The 18,597-nt window shown below is 42.9% G+C and carries 19 protein-coding genes and 1 riboswitch; of the genes, 18 read left to right on the top strand and 1 reads right to left on the bottom strand.

The window, feature by feature from the left end; genetic code table 11:
• Positions 1-154 precede the first annotated feature (154 nt).
• The 10 genes from IGI69_RS11075 to IGI69_RS11030 all read left to right on the top strand — a co-directional run bounded on the left by IGI69_RS11075 (position 155) and on the right by IGI69_RS11030 (position 8,776).
• Positions 155-2,050, top strand: coding sequence for a cell division site-positioning protein MapZ family protein (locus IGI69_RS11075; RefSeq protein ID WP_438740836.1), 1,896 nt, complete (start codon positions 155-157; stop codon positions 2,048-2,050).
• Between the two features lie 118 nt (positions 2,051-2,168).
• A complete protein-coding gene (locus IGI69_RS11070; RefSeq protein ID WP_231435155.1) occupies positions 2,169-2,876 on the top strand; it encodes an AzlC family ABC transporter permease in 708 nt (235 codons plus the stop codon).
• The gene (locus tag IGI69_RS11065; RefSeq protein WP_010749225.1) at positions 2,869-3,186 is read left to right on the top strand and encodes an AzlD domain-containing protein; all 318 of its coding nucleotides are present in this window, start codon (positions 2,869-2,871) and stop codon (positions 3,184-3,186) included. The genes IGI69_RS11070 and IGI69_RS11065 overlap by 8 nt, the downstream gene beginning before the upstream one ends.
• 34 nt (positions 3,187-3,220) lie before the next feature.
• Positions 3,221-4,084: a CvfB family protein gene (locus IGI69_RS11060; RefSeq protein ID WP_015510077.1), complete on the top strand. Its 864-nt coding sequence runs from the start codon at positions 3,221-3,223 to the stop codon at positions 4,082-4,084.
• Between the two features lie 109 nt (positions 4,085-4,193).
• Positions 4,194-4,643 (top strand): ferric iron uptake transcriptional regulator, encoded by a 450-nt coding sequence (gene fur, locus IGI69_RS11055; protein WP_010749227.1) that lies wholly within the window; start codon positions 4,194-4,196, stop codon positions 4,641-4,643.
• A gap of 233 nt (positions 4,644-4,876) precedes the next feature.
• Entirely contained in the window at positions 4,877-5,767 is an 891-nt protein-coding gene (xerD, locus tag IGI69_RS11050; RefSeq protein ID WP_015510075.1) for a site-specific tyrosine recombinase XerD, read from the top strand.
• 14 nt (positions 5,768-5,781) lie between these two features.
• Positions 5,782-6,531: a segregation/condensation protein A gene (locus IGI69_RS11045; protein ID WP_005229314.1), complete on the top strand. Its 750-nt coding sequence runs from the start codon at positions 5,782-5,784 to the stop codon at positions 6,529-6,531.
• Complete coding sequence (gene scpB, locus IGI69_RS11040; protein WP_005229316.1) at positions 6,524-7,108, top strand: SMC-Scp complex subunit ScpB; 585 nt, start codon at positions 6,524-6,526, stop codon at positions 7,106-7,108. The genes IGI69_RS11045 and scpB overlap by 8 nt, the downstream gene beginning before the upstream one ends.
• 2 nt (positions 7,109-7,110) lie before the next feature.
• Positions 7,111-7,827, top strand: a complete 717-nt coding sequence (locus tag IGI69_RS11035) for a pseudouridine synthase (RefSeq protein ID WP_221692970.1) — start codon at positions 7,111-7,113, stop codon at positions 7,825-7,827.
• A 79-nt stretch (positions 7,828-7,906) separates the two neighbouring features.
• A riboswitch (FMN riboswitch) is annotated at positions 7,907-8,031 on the top strand.
• A gap of 151 nt (positions 8,032-8,182) precedes the next feature.
• Positions 8,183-8,776, top strand: coding sequence for an ECF transporter S component (locus IGI69_RS11030; RefSeq protein WP_016613081.1), 594 nt, complete (start codon positions 8,183-8,185; stop codon positions 8,774-8,776).
• Positions 8,777-8,835: 59 nt separating this feature from the next.
• Here IGI69_RS11030 and IGI69_RS11025 read toward each other — a convergent pair whose 3' ends face one another.
• A complete protein-coding gene (locus IGI69_RS11025; protein WP_438740831.1) occupies positions 8,836-9,051 on the bottom strand; it encodes a ferredoxin in 216 nt (71 codons plus the stop codon).
• A gap of 26 nt (positions 9,052-9,077) precedes the next feature.
• On the opposite strand from IGI69_RS11025, the gene IGI69_RS11020 reads away from it, so the two are divergent.
• The 8 genes from IGI69_RS11020 (at position 9,078) to ilvD (ending at position 18,595) form a co-directional block, all read left to right on the top strand.
• On the top strand, positions 9,078-10,073 hold the full coding sequence (locus IGI69_RS11020) for a helix-turn-helix domain-containing protein (protein WP_438740829.1): 996 nt from the start codon (positions 9,078-9,080) through the stop codon (positions 10,071-10,073).
• Positions 10,067-11,449: a RecQ family ATP-dependent DNA helicase gene (locus tag IGI69_RS11015; protein WP_142968323.1), complete on the top strand. Its 1,383-nt coding sequence runs from the start codon at positions 10,067-10,069 to the stop codon at positions 11,447-11,449. The genes IGI69_RS11020 and IGI69_RS11015 overlap by 7 nt, the downstream gene beginning before the upstream one ends.
• 72 nt (positions 11,450-11,521) lie before the next feature.
• Positions 11,522-12,139, top strand: coding sequence for a LysM peptidoglycan-binding domain-containing protein (locus IGI69_RS11010; protein ID WP_010749235.1), 618 nt, complete (start codon positions 11,522-11,524; stop codon positions 12,137-12,139).
• 105 nt (positions 12,140-12,244) lie between these two features.
• Positions 12,245-12,916 carry a (d)CMP kinase gene (gene cmk, locus IGI69_RS11005; protein ID WP_438740827.1) on the top strand — a complete coding sequence of 224 codons (672 nt, stop codon included), beginning with the start codon at positions 12,245-12,247 and terminating at the stop codon, positions 12,914-12,916.
• Between the two features lie 223 nt (positions 12,917-13,139).
• Positions 13,140-14,354 (top strand): 30S ribosomal protein S1, encoded by a 1,215-nt coding sequence (rpsA, locus tag IGI69_RS11000; protein WP_005229333.1) that lies wholly within the window; start codon positions 13,140-13,142, stop codon positions 14,352-14,354.
• Between the two features lie 163 nt (positions 14,355-14,517).
• A complete protein-coding gene (gene der, locus IGI69_RS10995) occupies positions 14,518-15,828 on the top strand; it encodes a ribosome biogenesis GTPase Der (protein ID WP_005231911.1) in 1,311 nt (436 codons plus the stop codon).
• Positions 15,829-16,062: 234 nt separating this feature from the next.
• Entirely contained in the window at positions 16,063-16,338 is a 276-nt protein-coding gene (locus IGI69_RS10990; protein WP_003126821.1) for an HU family DNA-binding protein, read from the top strand.
• Positions 16,339-16,906: 568 nt separating this feature from the next.
• A complete protein-coding gene (ilvD, locus tag IGI69_RS10985; protein WP_015510070.1) occupies positions 16,907-18,595 on the top strand; it encodes a dihydroxy-acid dehydratase in 1,689 nt (562 codons plus the stop codon).
• Positions 18,596-18,597 lie beyond the last annotated feature (2 nt).

Here is an 18,597-nt window from a genome sequence, read left to right as displayed (position 1 = left end):
TCTGCATCAAAACGTAACAAACAACGAAGTGTCAAAAAAGACCCATTATTTGCTGGTCTAAAAAAAGAAGCAGTAGGTACAGCAAGCGTCTGATGAAAGAGGCGACTGCTTCATAAAAGGAAATGCAAAAAACAAAAGGAGTCAGTTTGAATCAATGAAGAAGACATGTCCTGAATGTGGATTTCAAGCAATAGAAGAAACACCCGTTTGTCCCAATTGCGGGTTCCAATGGAACCAGGCAAAGGAGAATGAACTGGAACCAACATCTGACTCTTCCGTTACGCCAGAAGAGCCCCAGAATAAAAATGATGATATTCGCTGGTCAGACTTTAAAAACGTCCCAATCGGAAAAATGGAGGAGCACTTAGGTGATCGGCCATCCTCAAATGAAGAAACGATCGACCTCGCGCAGCAAGGGACTCTTTCCGATGAGCAACACGTAACCCCCACATCAGCCTCTAAGAAAGAAGCTGAGGAAAAAACGGAAGTAGAAAGCTCTAGCGCAACGCAAGAGCAAACGACATCAGCCAGTGAGGAAGCAAGTGAAACCGATGCATTAAGTACGGAGGAACAGCATGACGCTGATATTTTGGCTGCTTATATCCGCCAACACAAACTTGATGAAGAAGAAAAAGCCGCTGCTCTAGAAGCAGAAGCCGACGCTGATGATTTGTCTGCTACTGAAGAAGAAAGTCAGGAACAAGCCAGTGAGGAACCTCTACTGATAAGCGAAGATGAACCAGTGACGGATCCAGTCATTAAAGAAGCGAAGAAGCAGCCAGAACCAGTGATCGATCCAATTCCTGAGCCGATCACCGCAGCGGATGAAGCACCGAAAAAGGCGACTACTGAAGAAAAAACGTCGACGCCTAGCGAAAAAAAGAAGCGTCCTCGCAAAGCACTCTATATTACAGCGGCTTGTTTATTAGTGGCAGCTGGTGGCGGTTGGGCGTATTACTATCAACAGCAGCAACAAGAAACTGCCCGAGAAACGCAACTGGCGCAAGAAAACCGTACACTCGATCAAATTGAAAATGAGCTGAATGATTTTTACACAAATGATGAACGAGTGTTCATTAAAAACGACAAAACATCAGAACAGCTGACGGCTGTGACGAATCAGTTGGCAGAGTTTCAAGACCATGAACGGTACGATGCCTTGTCACAAGAAGCTGCGACGATCGCTGACAAACTAGCAACTTTGACCGAGATCAACAGCTATTTTAGCAGTCCTGCCGTTGTGGAAGATCAATTGGAAGAAGTCTCATTGAAAGAAGCGGCTGCCGTCACAATGGCGAAGCGTGAGAACGGGGATGCCTTTGATGAGTTGATCAATCAAGCCATCGACATGGGACAAAAAGAGTTCAGTGCGATCGAGGAAGTTCAAAATGCGGTGAAGAGCATGGTGGCTTTAAGTGGTGATGGTGAAGCACCTGCAAGTGTCACCCGCGAGAACTACAATGCCTTGATGAAAAAAGTCCAAGCTTTGCCGATCGATTCACTGGTTGAAAGTCTTACGACGGAACTACGTAAAGTCGATACTGCCTTGACGAAGCGTGAAACAGCTACCCAACAAGCAGCGGCACAACAACAAGCGGCCCAAGAAGCAGCACAAGCGGCGGCTTCTGAGAACAACGCTTCCGCTTCAAGCGGCGGTTCTACAAGCACTGCGACGCCTGCACAAAGCACGTCTGAAGAAGAGTATGTGCTTTCGCCAAATACGCCAACAAATACCAATAATCAGCCAATTATTCCAGCCCGTCAAAGTGATTTGAATGATGTAAACAATAGCGCTTGGGTGTGGGCAGATGGTGTCCAAGAAAAAATCATTGCCACAGCGATTGCCCGTGGTTACGTGGTTGATGGTGGTTATACTTTTGAACGCGTGCGGATCGTCAACGGCGAAGGCTATTACAATTTTTATGCGACAAATGCCCAAGGCAGCTTGCTTAAAGGAACGGATGATTCAGCGTTCCCGCTATACTTATTTACGGTAAACGCCAAAACTGGCTATTTCAGAGGCAATGGGAACGATCACACCGTTCGCTAAGTCTCATGAGTCACTAGAAAACTTTCAGAGTTATTACATGCACATGTGAAAAACACTTGTTTCCCCTCCCTGTTTTCGATATGATGAAAGATAATCGTTCAAATAGGGAGGGGTTTTTGTGCAGAAAATAGAAAGATATGATCGCTTTGAAGATGGGGTCATTGCTTGTGTACCAACGATTCTTGGGTACTTAGGGATTGGTTTTGCGATGGGGGTCGTAGGAAAAGGTGTTGGGTTGTCGATTCTTGAAATTATTTTAATGTCTATTATTGTCTATGCAGGCAGTGCTCAATTTATTATTTGTGCATTACTCGCGATTCAAGCACCTTTCATGACGATCGTCGCAACTGTCTTTTTAGTGAATTTACGACATTTCTTAATGAGCTTATCAGTGGCTTCCTATTTTAAAAAGACTCCGTTGCTTTCTGCTATTGGGATTGGGACGCTTTTGACTGATGAGTCCTATGGCGTTTTGACGACGGCACTGCAACAAGACAAACCAGTCACAGCGAAATGGACCCATGGGTTGAACGTGATGGCGTATTTGAGTTGGATCTTCGCAACCTTTTTGGGCGGACTATTAGGCTCGTTTATTCCAGATCCAGAAGCGTTAGGCTTAGATTTTGCCTTGGTAGCCATGTTTGTTGGTCTTTTTTTATTTCAAGTAGAGCGACCCCTCAAGAAGAAAACCCAGCAAACGCTCTTCGTACTCGGGGCAGTTGTGGGGACATTGATTTTATTTATGCGTTTTTCTACTGCTGAGATCGCGGTAATTGCTGCGACCTTGGCAGGATGTTTGGTTGGGACGGTGACACATCATGACTAATTTTGTTATACTAATGCTAGCATGTGGGTTGGTTACTTGGATTCCGCGGATCGTTCCTTTTTTATTTTCTAAAAAGCTCGTATTTCCAAAACCTTTCACCATCTTTTTGAGTTACTTGCCGTTGTGTATTTTGGCGGCATTGTTGGTTCAAAATTTGCTGATCTTTCGAGAAGGGCAATTTCCCATCTTGAAAGTCAAAGAAACTGTTGCCTGTATCCCAGCATTGTTGGTGGGGTATTATACAAAAGATTTGATGAAGATCGTTATCACAGGCGTTATTGCTATGGCACTGCTGCGTTTCTTTTTCTAGCAACGGGCAGTTTTTATGAAGAAGGAGAGAATAGATGAAAGACTTATTAGCATCCGTATTTAGCGGATTGATCATTGATGAAAATGAACAGAATTATTTTGTTCAAAAAGGCGGGGTTACCTTCCGACTAGCCAAGGAAGAAGGCGAACATCATTTAGGTGAAGCCGTCGAAGGGTTTGGCTATCAAAACCAAAAGCAAGAAAATGTGCTCACTACGAATATTCCGAAAAGCCGCAAAGGGCATTATGCCTTTGGTACAGTCACAGGAAGCCGTCGCGACTTAGGCGTTTTCGTCGATATCGGTTTAAAAGACAAGGATATGGTGGTTTCATTAGATGAATTGCCAACAATGCGGGAACTTTGGCCCAAAAAAGGCGACCGTTTGATGGTCAGCTTGCGCGTCGATGACAAAGAGCGTATATGGGCTTCGTTAGCAGATGAGAAAATCTTCAAGGCACTGAGTAAAAATGGTACGGAACAGATGAAGAATCAAGATGTTACAGGTACCGTGTATCGCTTAAAACTAGCGGGAACCTACTTATTGACGGATGATTTTTATATTGGCTTCGTCCACCCATCAGAGCGCTATCAAGAGCCGCGTCTTGGGGAAGTTGTCAAAGGACGAGTGATTGGGGTTCGTCCAGATGGGGTCTTGAACCTTTCGTTGAAACCAAGAGCTCACGAGGCGATTTCAAATGATGCCGCCATGGTCCTAACCTTTTTAGAACGAGCACCAGAAAATAAAATTCCTTTTACCGATAAATCAGCACCAGAAGAGATTTTACAAACGTTTGGTATTAGTAAAGGCCAATTTAAACGGGCGTTAGGAACCTTGATGAAACAGCGTTTGATTGAGCAAAAAGATGGCTTTACGATTCTTGTTAAAAAACCTAATTGAGAATACTTGTTTCTTTTGCTGTTCTAATTTATAATGATTACAATGTTTGTCTTGAGTGATTCTCACTCAAATTAGAATCGTTATAAATTAGCGGCATACGGAGGCAACTATGAACACAACAGCAGCGTTAAAAAAGACCAAGAAACAATTGCACGAGTCGGGGTTCAAATTAACTCCTCAGCGAGAAGCGACGTTGTTGGTCTTATTAGAAAATGAGAAAGATCATTTATCCGCCGAAGAGATTTTCTTCTTTGTGCGCAAAAAAAATTCTGAGATTGGCTTAGCAACCGTCTATCGAACATTGGAGATTTTGACGGATTTGAAAATCGTCGATAAAGTCAGCTTTAATGACGGTGTCGCTCGTTATGACCTACGTAAAGAAGGCGCCAAACATTTCCATCATCATTTGTTGTGTTTGGAATGCGGCAATATTGAAGAGGTTGAAGAGGATCTGTTGGGCAGTGTCGAAGAGATCGTCGAACAAAAGTACCATTTTTTAGTAAAGGATCATCGGTTGACATTTCATGGTGTCTGCCAAAAATGCCAAAACAAAGCCTAGTGTCTGTAGCTGGGCAATTTGAAAAGATTTTGTTATCACCCGAATGATAGTCAGATGGTTTCAATAGGAAGAGTGTCCTTTTTTCCGATTTGAAAGAAACCAAAAAATCTGCTATGATTCGGGTGTTTCCTTGGGAAAAAGATACGGGTAAATGCCTCTTTTTTGTTGGCAAGCTACTATCTAAACGAGCCAGAATTTGATATGATAAAAAAGCTGAAAGTAGAGGAAGCCCCATGAACGAACAAATTATTGATTATCTTCATTATTTGACCATTGAGCGCGGGCTATCCCAAAATACCCGTGCCAGCTACCAGCGGGATCTGCAACAGTATCTTGCGTTTTTACAAAAAAAACAAGTGACGCAGTGGCAACAGATTGACCGAGTGATCGTTTTGTCTTTTTTGCAAAGTTTGCAAGAGGCGGGAAAATCCTCGGCAACCGTGATTCGGATGGTTTCCAGTTTGCGAAGATTCCATCAATATTTGCGTCAAGAACGGTTGACAGATCATGATCCGATGCAGCATATTGATTCGCCGAAAAAACAGCAGAAGCTACCTGACACTTTGAGTTTGCAGGAAGTGGAGCGCTTGATCGAAACACCAGATACTCGAGCGGTGTTGGGCATTCGCGATCGAGCGATTTTGGAAGTGATGTATGCGACAGGTTTGCGCGTCAGCGAGTTGATCGGTTTGAAATTGAATGATTTGCATTTAAGTATGGGCTTGTTGCAAACAACCGGGAAAGGCGACAAAGAACGGATCGTCCCATTAGGGGATTTAGCGATTCAATGGATCGAAACGTATCTCAGCGATGCACGTCCGTATTTGACGAGAAAAACACCGGATGAAAGCCACCTGTTTGTAAACAACCATGGCACGCAGCTGTCTCGTCAAGGAATCTGGAAAAATTTAAAAGCCTTGGTTCGACAAGCTGGGATCACCAAAAATGTGACTCCCCATACGTTGCGCCATAGTTTTGCGACTCATCTATTAGAAAACGGCGCAGATCTGCGAACGGTTCAAGAGCTGTTAGGACACGCAGATATCTCGACCACTCAGATTTACACGCATATAACGAAGAAACGGATGACGGAAGTGTACAAGCAGCACTTTCCGCGCGCCTAGAAATCGAGGATGGAATGGAAGAAATCAAAATAAAATTAGCTGTCTTTGAAGGACCGTTGGATTTGCTGCTTCATTTGATCAAAAAACTGGAAATCGATGTTTATGACATTCCAGTTGCAACCATCACCGAACAATACATGCAGTATATCCATGCCATGAAAATTTTAGAATTAGAAGTCGCTGGTGAATATTTAGTCATGGCGGCAACTCTGATGGCGATCAAAAGCCAGATGCTGTTACCGAAACAAGAGCTGATTGCTGAAGTGGAAGAGTACGAAGAAGATCCACGGGATATGCTGGTGGCACAGCTGCTAGAATACCGCAAATTTAAGTATGCAGCCGAGCAGCTTTCCGAAAAAGCGGAAGAGCGAAGTTTGTATTATACGAAAGATCCGATGGATGTCGATGAATACAAAGAGGAAGAAGATCAGTTAAGAGCCAATCAATTCAATACGATCGATCTCTTTTTGGCTTTTCAAAAAATGATCGAGAAAAAGAAAAATCGCCAAGTACTAGAAACCAAAATTTCTCCTGATGAAAGCACCATCGATGAAAAGATGGCGGCGATTCAGCTGGAGATGCAACATGTCAGTGCCAAAAAAGGCCGCAGCTTTGATTCGTTTTTTACGACCTACAATAAAACAGAAGTTGTGGTAACTTTTATGGCACTATTAGAATTAATGAAAAAAGGAACGATTCGAGTAGAGCAAACAGACAATTATGCGTCGATTCTGCTCTATCCAACAGGTAAAGAAGATGAGTAAATATAGTGAATTAGAAGCGATCTTATTCGTCGTCGGTGATGAGGGGATCGGACTTGAAGAATTGAGTTACTTAGTCAAAAGCAATACTGCCAGTGTCTATCAGCATTTGCAGGAACTAAATCAGCAATATGAAGAAAATGAACATACTGCGTTGCATATTCTTGAAGTGGGCAATCATTTCATTTTGACCACCAAGAAACAATTTGCCCCTTTATTGAAGAAATATGCTGAATCACCGATGGGCAGCTCGTTGTCTCAGGCCGCTTTAGAAACGTTGTCGATCATTGCTTACAAGCAGCCGATCACTCGGATGGAAGTAGAAGAGATCCGCGGCGTCCAATCTAGCGGATCGGTTCAAAAATTGGTGGCAAAACGACTGATTGAAGAAAAAGGCCGCGTTGACGGACCAGGACGAGCGATCCTATATGGTACGACGGAATACTTTATGGATTATTTTGGCTTAAAAAGTTTGGCTGAATTACCCGATATCCAATCCATGGAAGATGAACTTGAAGAAGATGCACCGTTTGATCTTTTTTACGACCGCTACAAACAAGCAGAAACAGAAGGAGAATGAAGATGGAACGTTTGCAAAAAGTGATTGCCCATGCTGGCATCACCTCAAGAAGAAAAGCTGAAGGATTGATAACTGAAGGCCGAGTGCGTGTCAACGGGCAAGTGATCAAAGAATTAGGGGTCCAAGTTAGCTCAAAAGATGTTGTTGAAGTCGATGGTGTACCAATCGAACAAGAACAACACGTCTATTATCTATTCTACAAACCTCGTGGTGTGATCTCAGCTGTAACGGATGATAAAAAGCGCAAAGTCGTTTTGGATTATTTTGCTGAAGTCCCTGAACGGGTGTATCCAGTCGGCCGCTTGGACTATGATACCTCCGGTTTGCTGCTACTGACAAATGATGGGGAATTATCACAGACACTGATGCATCCAAAACACGAAGTCGAAAAAGTGTATGTTGCCAAGGTCAAAGGCATTGCGGATAAAAAGCAACTGCTCCCATTGACAAAAGGAATTCGGATCGAAGGGCGTAAGACCGCGCCTGCTCGCTTTGAAATCTTATCGACAGACCAAACGGCACAATCTAGTATTGTGCAATTGACGATCCACGAAGGTCGCAATCATCAAGTCAAAAACATGCTAAAAGCAGTTGGTTTGCCTGTGCAAAAACTAAAACGGGAAAACTATGGTCCGTTAGATTTAAAAGGTCTTCGTCCAGGGGAATACCGAGAGTTGTCGAAGAAAGAAGTCAGCCAGCTGAAAAACAGTGCAAAATAGTTGAAAAGTATCTGAAAACGTAACTATTGTTAATTTTTAGATTTTGTGTATAATAGAACATGTAATAAATAGAATAAAGGTTCGTCTTCAGGGGCAGGGTGCAATTCCCGACCGGTGGTTATAGTCCACGACCTATTTCTTCGGAAATAGCTGAATCGGTGAAATTCCGATACCGACAGTACAGTCTGGATAAAGAAGATAGAGCGTATTTGATTTGCTTATGGCTATTTCGAATGCCCTCTTTTTTCCCTGTGGAAAAAAAGAGGGCATTTTTTGTCTGGCGCCGACAAGAAAGCCGAGGAAATTTAATAGGTTCGTTTGAAGAGGAATCCTGAACTTAGGAGGATTTATACTGATGAACAACAAAACAAGAAAAATGGTGACGATCGCCATGTGTGCTGCTATGGGAACAATTTTGCAATTTATCGCTTTTCCAATTTTTCCGGCATTCAGCTTTTTAAAGATCGATTTTAGTGATATTCCCGTGATGATCATGATGTTTTTATTTGGTCCTTGGAGTGGGGTAGTGACTGCCTTCATTCGTTCGGTCCTGCATTTGTTCTTATCTGGTTTTTCACCTGCTGATATGGTGGGAGATACGGCAAGCTTTTTAGCATCATGTGCCTTTACTTTGCCAATGTACTACTTTTTCCGCAAAGGTATCCACACCAAAAACAAAATGGTTGGTGTCATCAGCGGTATCTTGTCGGTAACGATTTTTATGAGTGTGGCGAACCTATTTGTGATCACACCGCTTTATCTACGCTTTTTCGGGGTCACAGCCGATCAATTTTTAGGAATGTCTTTGCCGCAATATGTGGCGATCGGGATCTTACCTTTCAATTTGGTCAAAGGCGCAATCGTCAGTGCCGTCTTTTTAGCACTTCACGCCAAACTGCTGCCATGGTTGGCTCGTAAGCAGCCTCATCATTCTGCTATAGGAAAATAAAAAAATGAGCCGACTTGCTGTTGCAGATGAAAGGTCTGTCAATGGCAAGTCGGCTTTTTTTATTTTTCCATGATAATCGCACGGGTAGGGCATTTGCGATAAGCAGTTTTGACTTTTTCTTGTTGGTCTTGTATGATAAACTGTTGCCGAGCATTCGGTTCTTGGGCAAATAAAACGATCCCGTCTTCATCATAATCGAAGATCTCGGGGGCATAGATCGCACATAGGCCACAAGCAATGCAGCGCTCAGGAATAATTTTACAGCGTTGTGACATTTTTTAGTCCTTTCTGGAGGGGAAATATGGATTCTTTTATTTTAGCGCTGTTTTCTGATAATGACAAGCTGCGCCCATCGACACTTTATCAAATTCTCATTGGTAAGCGTACTAGCTCTGTCTTGAGTTATGCCTTTTTTTATGATCGCTTAGGTCTCTTTCAAGCGTTGCCCCAGTTCAATGAGAAAGCGTATCAACAGACGCTCGCGGACTTGATCCAACGAGGGGCTCTAAGTCGAGATTCAGATGGTCTGCTGCTCAAAACGACCGCTATAAACAGCCAGCAGCCAGGTGAACGATTGTTGCGGTATGCGAATTACTTTCGTTATGGACGAACGACGGAGGAGGCTTGGCGTTTTGTTCGGCTGCTGGTTCAAGCAGCTGCGTATCAAGGCGTGACCAATCAGTATATTCCCGTTGAAAACACGCCACTCTATACAGAACCTGTCCGTCAGCTGATCCGTCACGATCCTGACATCAAAAAGTGCCTGTATCAAGAGCTATCAGCAATTTTTGACCAGCTTCCCGCAGAAGTGGCAGATTTTTTAGCGGGCACCTTATCGGGTCCAGATATTCTAGGGCAGGCGTTTTTTCAGCTTTTACCAGAAAATGTTCAAAGTAAGCCTTGGGACACTCTTTATGTAGGAGCTTCGATCCATCAATTTTTAACCTTGATCGAAAAAACGCCCCTGACGATCCTGTTTCGAGGATTGTCGCCTTTTCTAAAGAGAAATTTAAACCAAAGCATGGTGGAAAGCCGAGCATTGTTTTTGCGAGGCGATTCTGTCGAGCAGATTATGGAAAAAAGAAGGATCAAACGAGGAACTGTTAATGATCATTTGATTGAGTGGGCATTGCTTGATCCAACGTTTCCTTTTCAGCGCTTTGATACAGCGTTGTTGAAAAAGCTGCCAGAAGCTTCTTGGAAAAATAGCTATCAAGAATTACAGGCGATTCTTACGACTGATTTTTTGACGATTCGTTTGTTACAGATTGCTCAGAAGCGGGGGATTCGATGTTAGAAGATGCACTGAATCAGTATTTTGGTTTCAAAACATTCCGCCAAGGACAAAAAGAAGTCATCGAAAGTGTTTTAGCACAGCAAGATACGTTAGCGATTCTGCCTACTGGGAATGGCAAAAGTCTGTGCTATCAGCTGCCAGGGTACCTAGTAGACGGGATCGTGATCATTATCTCGCCGTTAGTCTCTTTGATGGAAGATCAAGTCTACGGCTTACAAAAGCAAGGGGAAAAACACGCGATTGCGTTTAATAGTCAATTGGACCTTGCTGATCGCCAGTATGTGATGCAGCATTTGCAGAAGTACAAGTTTTTGTTTTTAAGTCCAGAAATGATCGTACAAGAAGCTGTTTTGCATCAATTGGAACAGGTTAAGATCGCCATGCTCGTGGTGGATGAAGCCCATTGTGTTTCGCAATGGGGCATTGATTTTCGACCAGAGTACTTGCAGCTTGGTGAAGTAAAGAAACGCTTGAAGGCACCTGTTACGTTAGCCTTGACGGCTACAGCAACAGCACAAGTGGAAGCAGACATACGGCAAGTATTATTAGCAAAGAACGCCAATGTCTACCGTTATTCGATGAACCGCAGCAATATCGGCTTGTTCGTAGAGCAAACGACAGACAAAGATGCGGCATTAGCAGACTATCTCAGCCGTTTGGGTGGGTCAGGGATCATTTACTGTTCGACAAGAAGCAAAGTCGAAGAAGTCTATAACAAACTGCGTCAGCGCTATTTGGTAGGCTATTATCATGGTGGTCTCGCGAGTGATCAAAGAAAATCCCTGCAACAGCAGTTTTCTCAGAATAAATTAAAATTACTCGTTGCTACCAATGCGTTTGGGATGGGGATCAATAAGGAAGATATTCGCTTTGTGATCCATTATGATCTACCTGATTCATTAGAGAATTACAGTCAAGAAATCGGGCGAGCTGGTCGTGACGGCAAACAAAGCAATGCGATTTTGCTTTATCAGGAACATGATGAGCAGATCCATTACTTCTTTCAGCGAGAAAACAAAGAAGAACGCCTTGCTTTAGAACGAATGGTTCAGGAGAAGAGGAAAGAACCCTTGACACCGTTGCAAGAAAAGTGGCAGCAAAAAATGAAAGAGTTGGGAACTTCCTTTTGGCTGGAAACATTAAAACGCAATGAACAGCAAAAACAAGAACAATTACAGAAAATGTTGGCTTATATTCATTTTACAGGTTGTCGCCGACAATTTTTACTGGCGCATTTCGGAGAGGAAGCCCAGGAGAATCCTTATTGTTGCGACAATGACGGGATCGAAATAGCGGGTGAAGAACAGCTGCCCGAGAAAAAGGAAGCCCATCATTGGCAGGAACGTTTAATAAAAATTTTTAAAGATATAAATTGAATCGTATTTTGTAGGACAGTTTTTATTTACCTATGGTATAATACATCGGAAGGAAACTAGGAGGGAATACGAGTGAGCAAGAAAGACAATGACTACAATTCAGAAAATCAAGAACCGTGGGAACAACCAATCTATGATACAGAATACGATGATTCTGCATCAAGATCCCAACAAAGAAAACAAAAGCGTGGGAATTCACTCTTTTTGACGATCGTTTTAGTTTTGCTTTTCTTGATCGTGGCAATTCCGGTTGGTGCCGGTATTTGGGTATTGAACCATAACAATGATGCCCCAACCACAGCAAGTTCGAGCAGTACTGTAGAAAGTACGACAGAGTCTTCAACAACCGAATCATCAACGACGGAATCATCCACTACGGAATCGACAAGTGAAACGAGTTCGTCAACAAGTGAATCAAGTTCTTCTAGCAGTTTTTCTGCGCCAGCTTCATCAACACCTTCAAGCAGTGAGCCGGCACAAGAACAAAACAATGCTGGACAAGATACTACCCAAAATAACCAAGGGCAAGGCGCTGCTGGTAATGAACAGTATACCACTGTGCAAGCAGGTGAAGGTCCTGAACAAGTGGCAGCTCGTACAGGTATCTCAGTTGAAACCCTATATCAATTAAATGGGATTGATCCGAACAACTACATGCTTTACCCTGGCGACACGTTAAGAGTTAAATAAAAAACCGCTTTGGCGGTTTTTTTTCTTGAAAGAGAGAAGCCAAGGTGGACGATAAGCAGAAACGATGAAGGAATACACATCGTTGGGAAACGAGGAGTAAGAAAAATGAAAAAAATCAACATCGCTATTGATGGTCCTGCGTCATCTGGGAAAAGCACAGTGGCAAAAATCATCGCGAATGACCTGGGATTTATTTATACGGATACCGGTGCCATGTATCGAAGCATCACGTATTTAGCTTTAAAAACGGGCTGTTCACTTGAAGATGAAGCGGCGATCGCTGCTTTGATCGATCAATACCCCATCACTTTTGAACCGACTGAACACGGTCAAGAGGTCTTTGCGGGAGGAGAGCAAGTCACAGAAGCGATCCGTCAGCCAGAAGTAACCAACGCAGTTTCGAAGGTGTCGGCATACCCTGCGATCCGCGAAAAACTCGTCCAACAACAGCAGATGATCGCTAAAGATGGCGGTGTCGTGATGGATGGCCGCGATATTGGTACGGCGGTTTTACCACAAGCAGAAGTCAAAATTTTTTTGGTAGCAAGTGTGGAAGAACGCGCACAGCGCCGTTTTAAAGAAAATCAGCAAAAAGGGATCAAAACCGATTATGGGACGTTGAAAGAAGAGATCCAGCAAAGAGATTATCTGGATTCTCACAGAGAAGTCTCCCCTTTGAAACAAGCGGAGGATGCGGTTCGAATCGATACGTCTGGTTTAACGATCGAGCAAGTCGTCGAAGCAATCAAAAAAACCATCAAAGAAAAAATTGATTAACAAAAACAATGGGTGAACAATGGGTGTTCCCCATTGTTTTTTTATTTTTCGAAACCAAAAGATGAAAGTGAGTAAGAAAACAGAGGTGAAAAGACTTTTTTAACGAAAAAACCGTAGTTTTTTAGGAAAATAAGAGAAATCGCTTTATTTTTTTTTCATTCTATTTTAAACTAAAAGATGTAGTGCAATTATTGCAGAATTGTTGGTTAGGAGGACATGAGAGATGACAGAATTTGAAAATAATCAGGTTGAGAGTGGAAATGAATCAATGGAAGCCGCTTTAGACAATTTCCAAGAAGTAAAAGTTGGAGATATCGTTAAAGGTGAGGTATTGGCCATTGAGGATAAACAAGCGATCGTAGGGATCGAAGGCGCCGGCGTTGAAGGCGTTGTTCCTGCAAAAGAATTATCAACTTTACCTGTTGAAGACATCAACGAAGCAGTCAAAGTTGGGGATGTCTTAGAATTGGTTGTGATTTCAGCAATTGGTAAAGACAAAGAAAACGGCAGCTATCTCCTTTCTAAACGTCGCTTAGACGCGAAAAAAGTTTGGGAAGATATCGAAAAAGATTTCCAAGAAGGAAAAATCATTGAAGCACCAGTCACCAACGTCGTTAAGGGCGGGTTAGTGGTTGATGTAGGTGTTCGTGGGTTTGTCCCAGCATCAATGGTCGAAGACCATTTTGTTGCGGATTTCGAAGATTACAAAGGGAAAACATTGACCTTCAAAATCGTTGAGATCGAGCCTTCAGAAAACCGTTTGATCCTTTCTCATAAAGCAGTTGTCGAAGCAGAAAAAGCAAAACAAAAAGAAGCTTTATTAGCTGATTTATATGAAGGACAAGAAGTAGAAGGAAAAGTAGCGCGTTTGACCGACTTTGGTGCCTTCGTAGACCTTGGCGGCATCGATGGACTTGTCCATGTCTCTGAAATTTCTCATGGACATGTTGGCAAACCGAGTGATGTTTTATCTGTTGGCGATACCGTCAATGTGCGTATCTTATCTGTTGATGCAGACAAAGAACGTGTGTCACTTTCGATCAAAGACACATTGCCTGGACCTTGGACCAATATTGAAGAGCAAGCGGCTGTTGGCAGTGTCTTGACGGGGACTGTTAAACGCTTGACAAGCTTCGGTGCGTTTGTGGAAGTCTTCCCAGGTGTTGAAGGGCTGATCCATATTTCACAAATCTCCCATAAACACATTGCGACACCACATGAAGTCTTACAAGAAGGTGATGAAGTGCAAGTGAAAGTGCTTGAAGTGAACCCTTCAGAACACCGAATCGCATTAAGTATCAAAGCATTAGAAAAAGCCGAAAACACCAATGAAACACAAGAGGTTTCAGAGGATGATTATCAATTGCCAGAAGAATCAACTGGTTTTACTATGGGTGATATCTTAGGCGATGCCTTAAAAGACAGCGACGAAGAGTAATTGTATGCCATCAGCTTATAACGATTCGATGTTTGAATTTGTTATAAGCTGGTTTTTTGTTTGTCAGGAAAGCTTGCAACTTTCCATGGCTTTAGGTAAACTAAGTAAGATTGAATACAAGAAGCAGCGTACAAGGACTGCTTTTTTAAATGGAGGGTAAAAAATGTCAAATCCAACAATAGCGATCGTTGGACGTCCGAATGTGGGGAAATCGACCATTTTCAACCGGATAGCTGGAGAACGAATTTCGATCGTTGAGGATACTCCAGGAGTGACCAGAGATCGTATTTATGCCACTGGTGAATGGCTAGGCCGTGAGTTTAGCGTGATCGATACAGGTGGGATCGATTTAAGTGATGAGCCGTTTATGGATCAAATCAAGCATCAAGCAGAAATCGCCATCGATGAAGCAGATGTCATTGTTTTTATTACGAGTGCTCGTGAAGGAGTAACCGATGCTGATGAGCTTGTGGCTCGTTTGCTGTACAAAAGCAATAAACCCGTGATTTTAGCCGTCAACAAAGTTGATAATCCCGAGATGCGTACCGACATCTATGAATTTTATGGTTTGGGTCTAGGCGATCCATACCCAATCTCAGGAAGTCATGGATTAGGGATCGGGGATGTCCTTGATGAAGCTGTCAAACACTTCACCAATGAAGCAGAAGAAGAAGATGATTCCATCATCAAGTTTAGTTTGATTGGTCGACCAAATGTCGGTAAATCCTCTTTGATCAATGCAATTCTTGGGGAAGAGCGAGTGATCGTTTCTGATATCGAAGGAACGACTCGTGATGCGATCGATACCCATTTTACCAGCGAAAGCGGTCAAGAATTTACCATGATTGATACGGCAGGGATGCGTAAAAAAGGGAAGGTCTACGAGTCTACTGAAAAATACAGTGTGATGCGGGCGATGCGGGCCATTGAACGCTCAGACGTCGTCTTGATGGTCTTGAACGCCGAAGAAGGGATTCGCGAGCAAGACAAACGGATCGCTGGCTATGCCCATGAAGCAGGCCGTGGAATCATTATTGTTGTCAATAAATGGGATACATTGAAAAAAGAAACGAATACGATGCGTGATTTTGAAGAAGAAATCAGAGATGAATTCCAATATTTGGATTACGCGCCAATCATTTTTGTTTCCGCAGTGACGAAACAGCGCTTGAATAAGCTGCCGCAATTGATTGAAGAAGTCAGCATGAATCAAAACATGCGTATTCCATCTGCGTTGTTGAATGACGTCATTATGGACGCTGTGGCGATCAACCCAACCCCAACAGACAAAGGCAAACGTTTGAAGATTTTTTATGCGACGCAAGTAGCTGTCAAACCGCCAACTTTTGTTATTTTTGTCAACGAAGAAGAACTGATGCATTTCTCTTATGCACGTTTCTTAGAAAATCAAATCCGCAAGGCATTCACTTTTGAAGGAACGCCGATTCGGATCATTCCTCGCAGAAGAAAATAGAGATTTTATCATACTTTGTTTCTTTTTACAAAGAAATCTGTCCTTTTCTAGAAAAATGGGAAAAAACCAAAAAAAAACCCCCTAAAAACGTTAAAATCCTTGATATTACAAGGTTCTTATGATAACGTTATATCAGAATATTGATGGTAATCAATATTTGACAAAAACCTTGGACCACTCAAGATTTTTGTTGATGCATGACATCAAAAAAAATATCAGGAGGTGAAACCATCCATGGCAAATAAAGCAGAATTAATCGAAAAAGTTGCAGCAGCTACTGACTTAACTAAGAAAGACGCAACTGCAGCAGTAGACGCTGTATTCTCAACAATTCAAGACGCTTTAGCTAACGGTGAAAAAGTTCAATTGATCGGCTTTGGTAACTTTGAAGTTCGTTCTCGTGCAGAACGCAAAGGACGCAACCCACAAACTGGTGAAGAAATCAAGATCCCTGCTAGCAAAGTACCTGCATTCAAACCAGGTAAAGCTCTTAAAGACGCAGTGAAATAATTGAGTCTTGTAGAAACCCTTGAGTAATCAAGGGTTTTTTCTTTTGTCTAACTAGGAACTGCCACCATGCAGGCGGATCGAATGGGAAAAGAAACGGTTATTATTGTCAGAAAATTCAAAAATATTTTTTGTTTTTCTTTTGATCTAAAAAAAACAAGGGTTGCGGGCACACCCTAAATTCTCAAGCAAGAATAAAGGTGATTTAAAAGTCATTTTTATCAAAAGAAGCAAGCGATTAAATGACATCTAATGTGAGGAAGGGTTCCTTGAAATTGTCATTATTGAAAAAAAATTCAGAAAATTCGTTGACAAGTGTTTTTGCAAAGGGTATATTGGTAAACAATTACAAGAACGTTACTATTTCTAATGAAGGAGCCATTTTCTATGCGCAATTTTAATCAATATTTATTAGTCATTATTATTGATACCAGGACTTAGAACACGGAAGCAAAAATTATCCGTTTGTTTGAGTCCTATTTGCGTAAGTAAAATGGGATTCTGGCAAAGCATCCCAGTTTTTTATAACCGGGATGCTTTTTTTTATTCCAAAATGCAGGAGATGATGAGTGTGAGAAGTGATCAGATTAAAAAAGGGATCGATGCAGCGCCAGCTAGGAGTCTGCTCTATGCCACAGGACAAGTAAAAAATATCCATGACATGAACAAGCCATTTATTGCGATATGTAATTCCTATATCGATATTGTGCCTGGACATGTGCATTTACGGGAGTTAGCAGATATCGCTAAGGAAGCGATTCGTGAAGCTGGCGGCATCCCTTTTGAGTTCAATACGATCGGTGTGGATGATGGCATTGCGATGGGCCATATTGGCATGCGTTATTCGCTACCCAGCCGAGAATTGATCGCTGATTCCGCAGAAACCGTGATCAATGCTCACTGGTTTGACGGCGTATTTTATATCCCGAATTGCGACAAGATCACTCCTGGCATGATTTTAGCAGCGATGCGGACGAACGTACCGGGGATCTTTTGTTCTGGCGGTCCGATGAAAGCCGGTATTGATCCACGGGGCCACCAGATAACCTTGTCTTCCATGTTTGAAGCCGTGGGGACTTACAAGACTGGCAACATGACGAAAGAAGACTTTGAATTTATGGAGCAAAATGCCTGTCCGACTTGCGGTTCCTGTGCAGGGATGTTTACTGCCAATTCAATGAACTGTCTCTTAGAGATCTTAGGATTGGCAATGCCAGGCAATGGTACGATTCTTGCCGTGTCTGAAGAACGACGAGAACTAGTTAGACAAGCCGCCTTTAAGTTGATGGATCTTGTTGAAAAACAAGTGAAACCTCGAGACATCGTGACCAAAGAAGCTATTGATGATGCCTTCGCTTTAGACATGGCGATGGGGGGTTCCACCAACACAGTGCTGCATACCTTAGCGATCGCCAATGAAGCTGAGATCGATTATGACTTAAGACGGGTCAATGAAATCGCTAAAAGAGTGCCTTATCTCTCAAAAATCGCGCCATCATCAGCCTATTCGATGCACGATGTTCATGAAGCTGGCGGCGTTTCGGCAATCATAAGGGAGCTTTGTGATATCGAGGGAGCGATTCATCCTGATCGACCGACTGTCACAGGCAAGACGTTACGAGAAAATGTCGCTGAAGCGAAGATCCACAACGAAGAAGTTATTCATCCCAAAGAAAACCCGTATAGTCCTGTGGGTGGTCTATCGATCTTGTACGGTAATATCGCCCCAGAAGGCAGTGTCATCAAGGTCGGTGGGGTCGATCCAAGTGTCCAAGTGTTCAAAGGCAAAGCGATCTGTTTTGATTCACATGATGAAGCAGTTGCTGCCATCGACAATCATACCGTACAAAAAGGACATGTTGTAGTGATCCGCTATGAGGGACCAAAAGGAGGACCAGGTATGCCAGAAATGTTGGCGCCTACCTCAAGTATCGTTGGACGTGGGTTAGGCAAAGATGTCGCCTTGATCACCGATGGCCGCTTTTCAGGAGCGACCCGAGGAATCGCCGTGGGCCATATTTCGCCAGAAGCCGCTGCAGGGGGTCCATTAGGCCTTGTCAACGATGGCGATGAAATCATTATAGATTTACCAAATCGAACGCTGAATCTGCAAGTATCCGATGAAGAGCTTGCCCAGCGTGCACAAGAACGACCGAAGTTTCGTTCAAAAGTGAAAAAAGGATGGCTTGCACGTTATACCGCTTTAGTGACTTCTGCCAATACGGGCGGGATTATGCGAGTACCTGATGAGGAGGAGTAGCA

Source organism: Enterococcus sp. DIV1083b (assembly GCF_051713705.1).
GTDB lineage: Bacteria > Bacillota > Bacilli > Lactobacillales > Enterococcaceae > Enterococcus_D > Enterococcus_D casseliflavus.
The sequence above is the reverse complement of the archived record's forward strand: the minus strand, read 5'-3'. Positions and strand labels throughout refer to the sequence as shown.

What these genes read in the sequence shown, in the direction of transcription:
- IGI69_RS11075 (WP_438740836.1), top strand. Translation starts at nt 155, where the DNA reads ATGAAGAAGACATGTCCTGAATGTGGATTTCAAGCAATAGAAGAAACA.
- IGI69_RS11065 (WP_010749225.1), top strand. Translation starts at nt 2,869, where the DNA reads ATGACTAATTTTGTTATACTAATGCTAGCATGTGGGTTGGTTACTTGG.
- IGI69_RS11060 (WP_015510077.1), top strand. Translation starts at nt 3,221, where the DNA reads ATGAAAGACTTATTAGCATCCGTATTTAGCGGATTGATCATTGATGAA.
- fur (WP_010749227.1), top strand. Translation starts at nt 4,194, where the DNA reads ATGAACACAACAGCAGCGTTAAAAAAGACCAAGAAACAATTGCACGAG.
- xerD (WP_015510075.1), top strand. Translation starts at nt 4,877, where the DNA reads ATGAACGAACAAATTATTGATTATCTTCATTATTTGACCATTGAGCGC.
- IGI69_RS11045 (WP_005229314.1), top strand. Translation starts at nt 5,782, where the DNA reads ATGGAAGAAATCAAAATAAAATTAGCTGTCTTTGAAGGACCGTTGGAT.
- scpB (WP_005229316.1), top strand. Translation starts at nt 6,524, where the DNA reads ATGAGTAAATATAGTGAATTAGAAGCGATCTTATTCGTCGTCGGTGAT.
- IGI69_RS11035 (WP_221692970.1), top strand. Translation starts at nt 7,111, where the DNA reads ATGGAACGTTTGCAAAAAGTGATTGCCCATGCTGGCATCACCTCAAGA.
- IGI69_RS11030 (WP_016613081.1), top strand. Translation starts at nt 8,183, where the DNA reads ATGAACAACAAAACAAGAAAAATGGTGACGATCGCCATGTGTGCTGCT.
- IGI69_RS11025 (WP_438740831.1), bottom strand. Translation starts at nt 9,051, where the DNA reads ATGTCACAACGCTGTAAAATTATTCCTGAGCGCTGCATTGCTTGTGGC.
- IGI69_RS11020 (WP_438740829.1), top strand. Translation starts at nt 9,078, where the DNA reads ATGGATTCTTTTATTTTAGCGCTGTTTTCTGATAATGACAAGCTGCGC.
- IGI69_RS11015 (WP_142968323.1), top strand. Translation starts at nt 10,067, where the DNA reads ATGTTAGAAGATGCACTGAATCAGTATTTTGGTTTCAAAACATTCCGC.
- cmk (WP_438740827.1), top strand. Translation starts at nt 12,245, where the DNA reads ATGAAAAAAATCAACATCGCTATTGATGGTCCTGCGTCATCTGGGAAA.
- rpsA (WP_005229333.1), top strand. Translation starts at nt 13,140, where the DNA reads ATGACAGAATTTGAAAATAATCAGGTTGAGAGTGGAAATGAATCAATG.
- der (WP_005231911.1), top strand. Translation starts at nt 14,518, where the DNA reads ATGTCAAATCCAACAATAGCGATCGTTGGACGTCCGAATGTGGGGAAA.
- IGI69_RS10990 (WP_003126821.1), top strand. Translation starts at nt 16,063, where the DNA reads ATGGCAAATAAAGCAGAATTAATCGAAAAAGTTGCAGCAGCTACTGAC.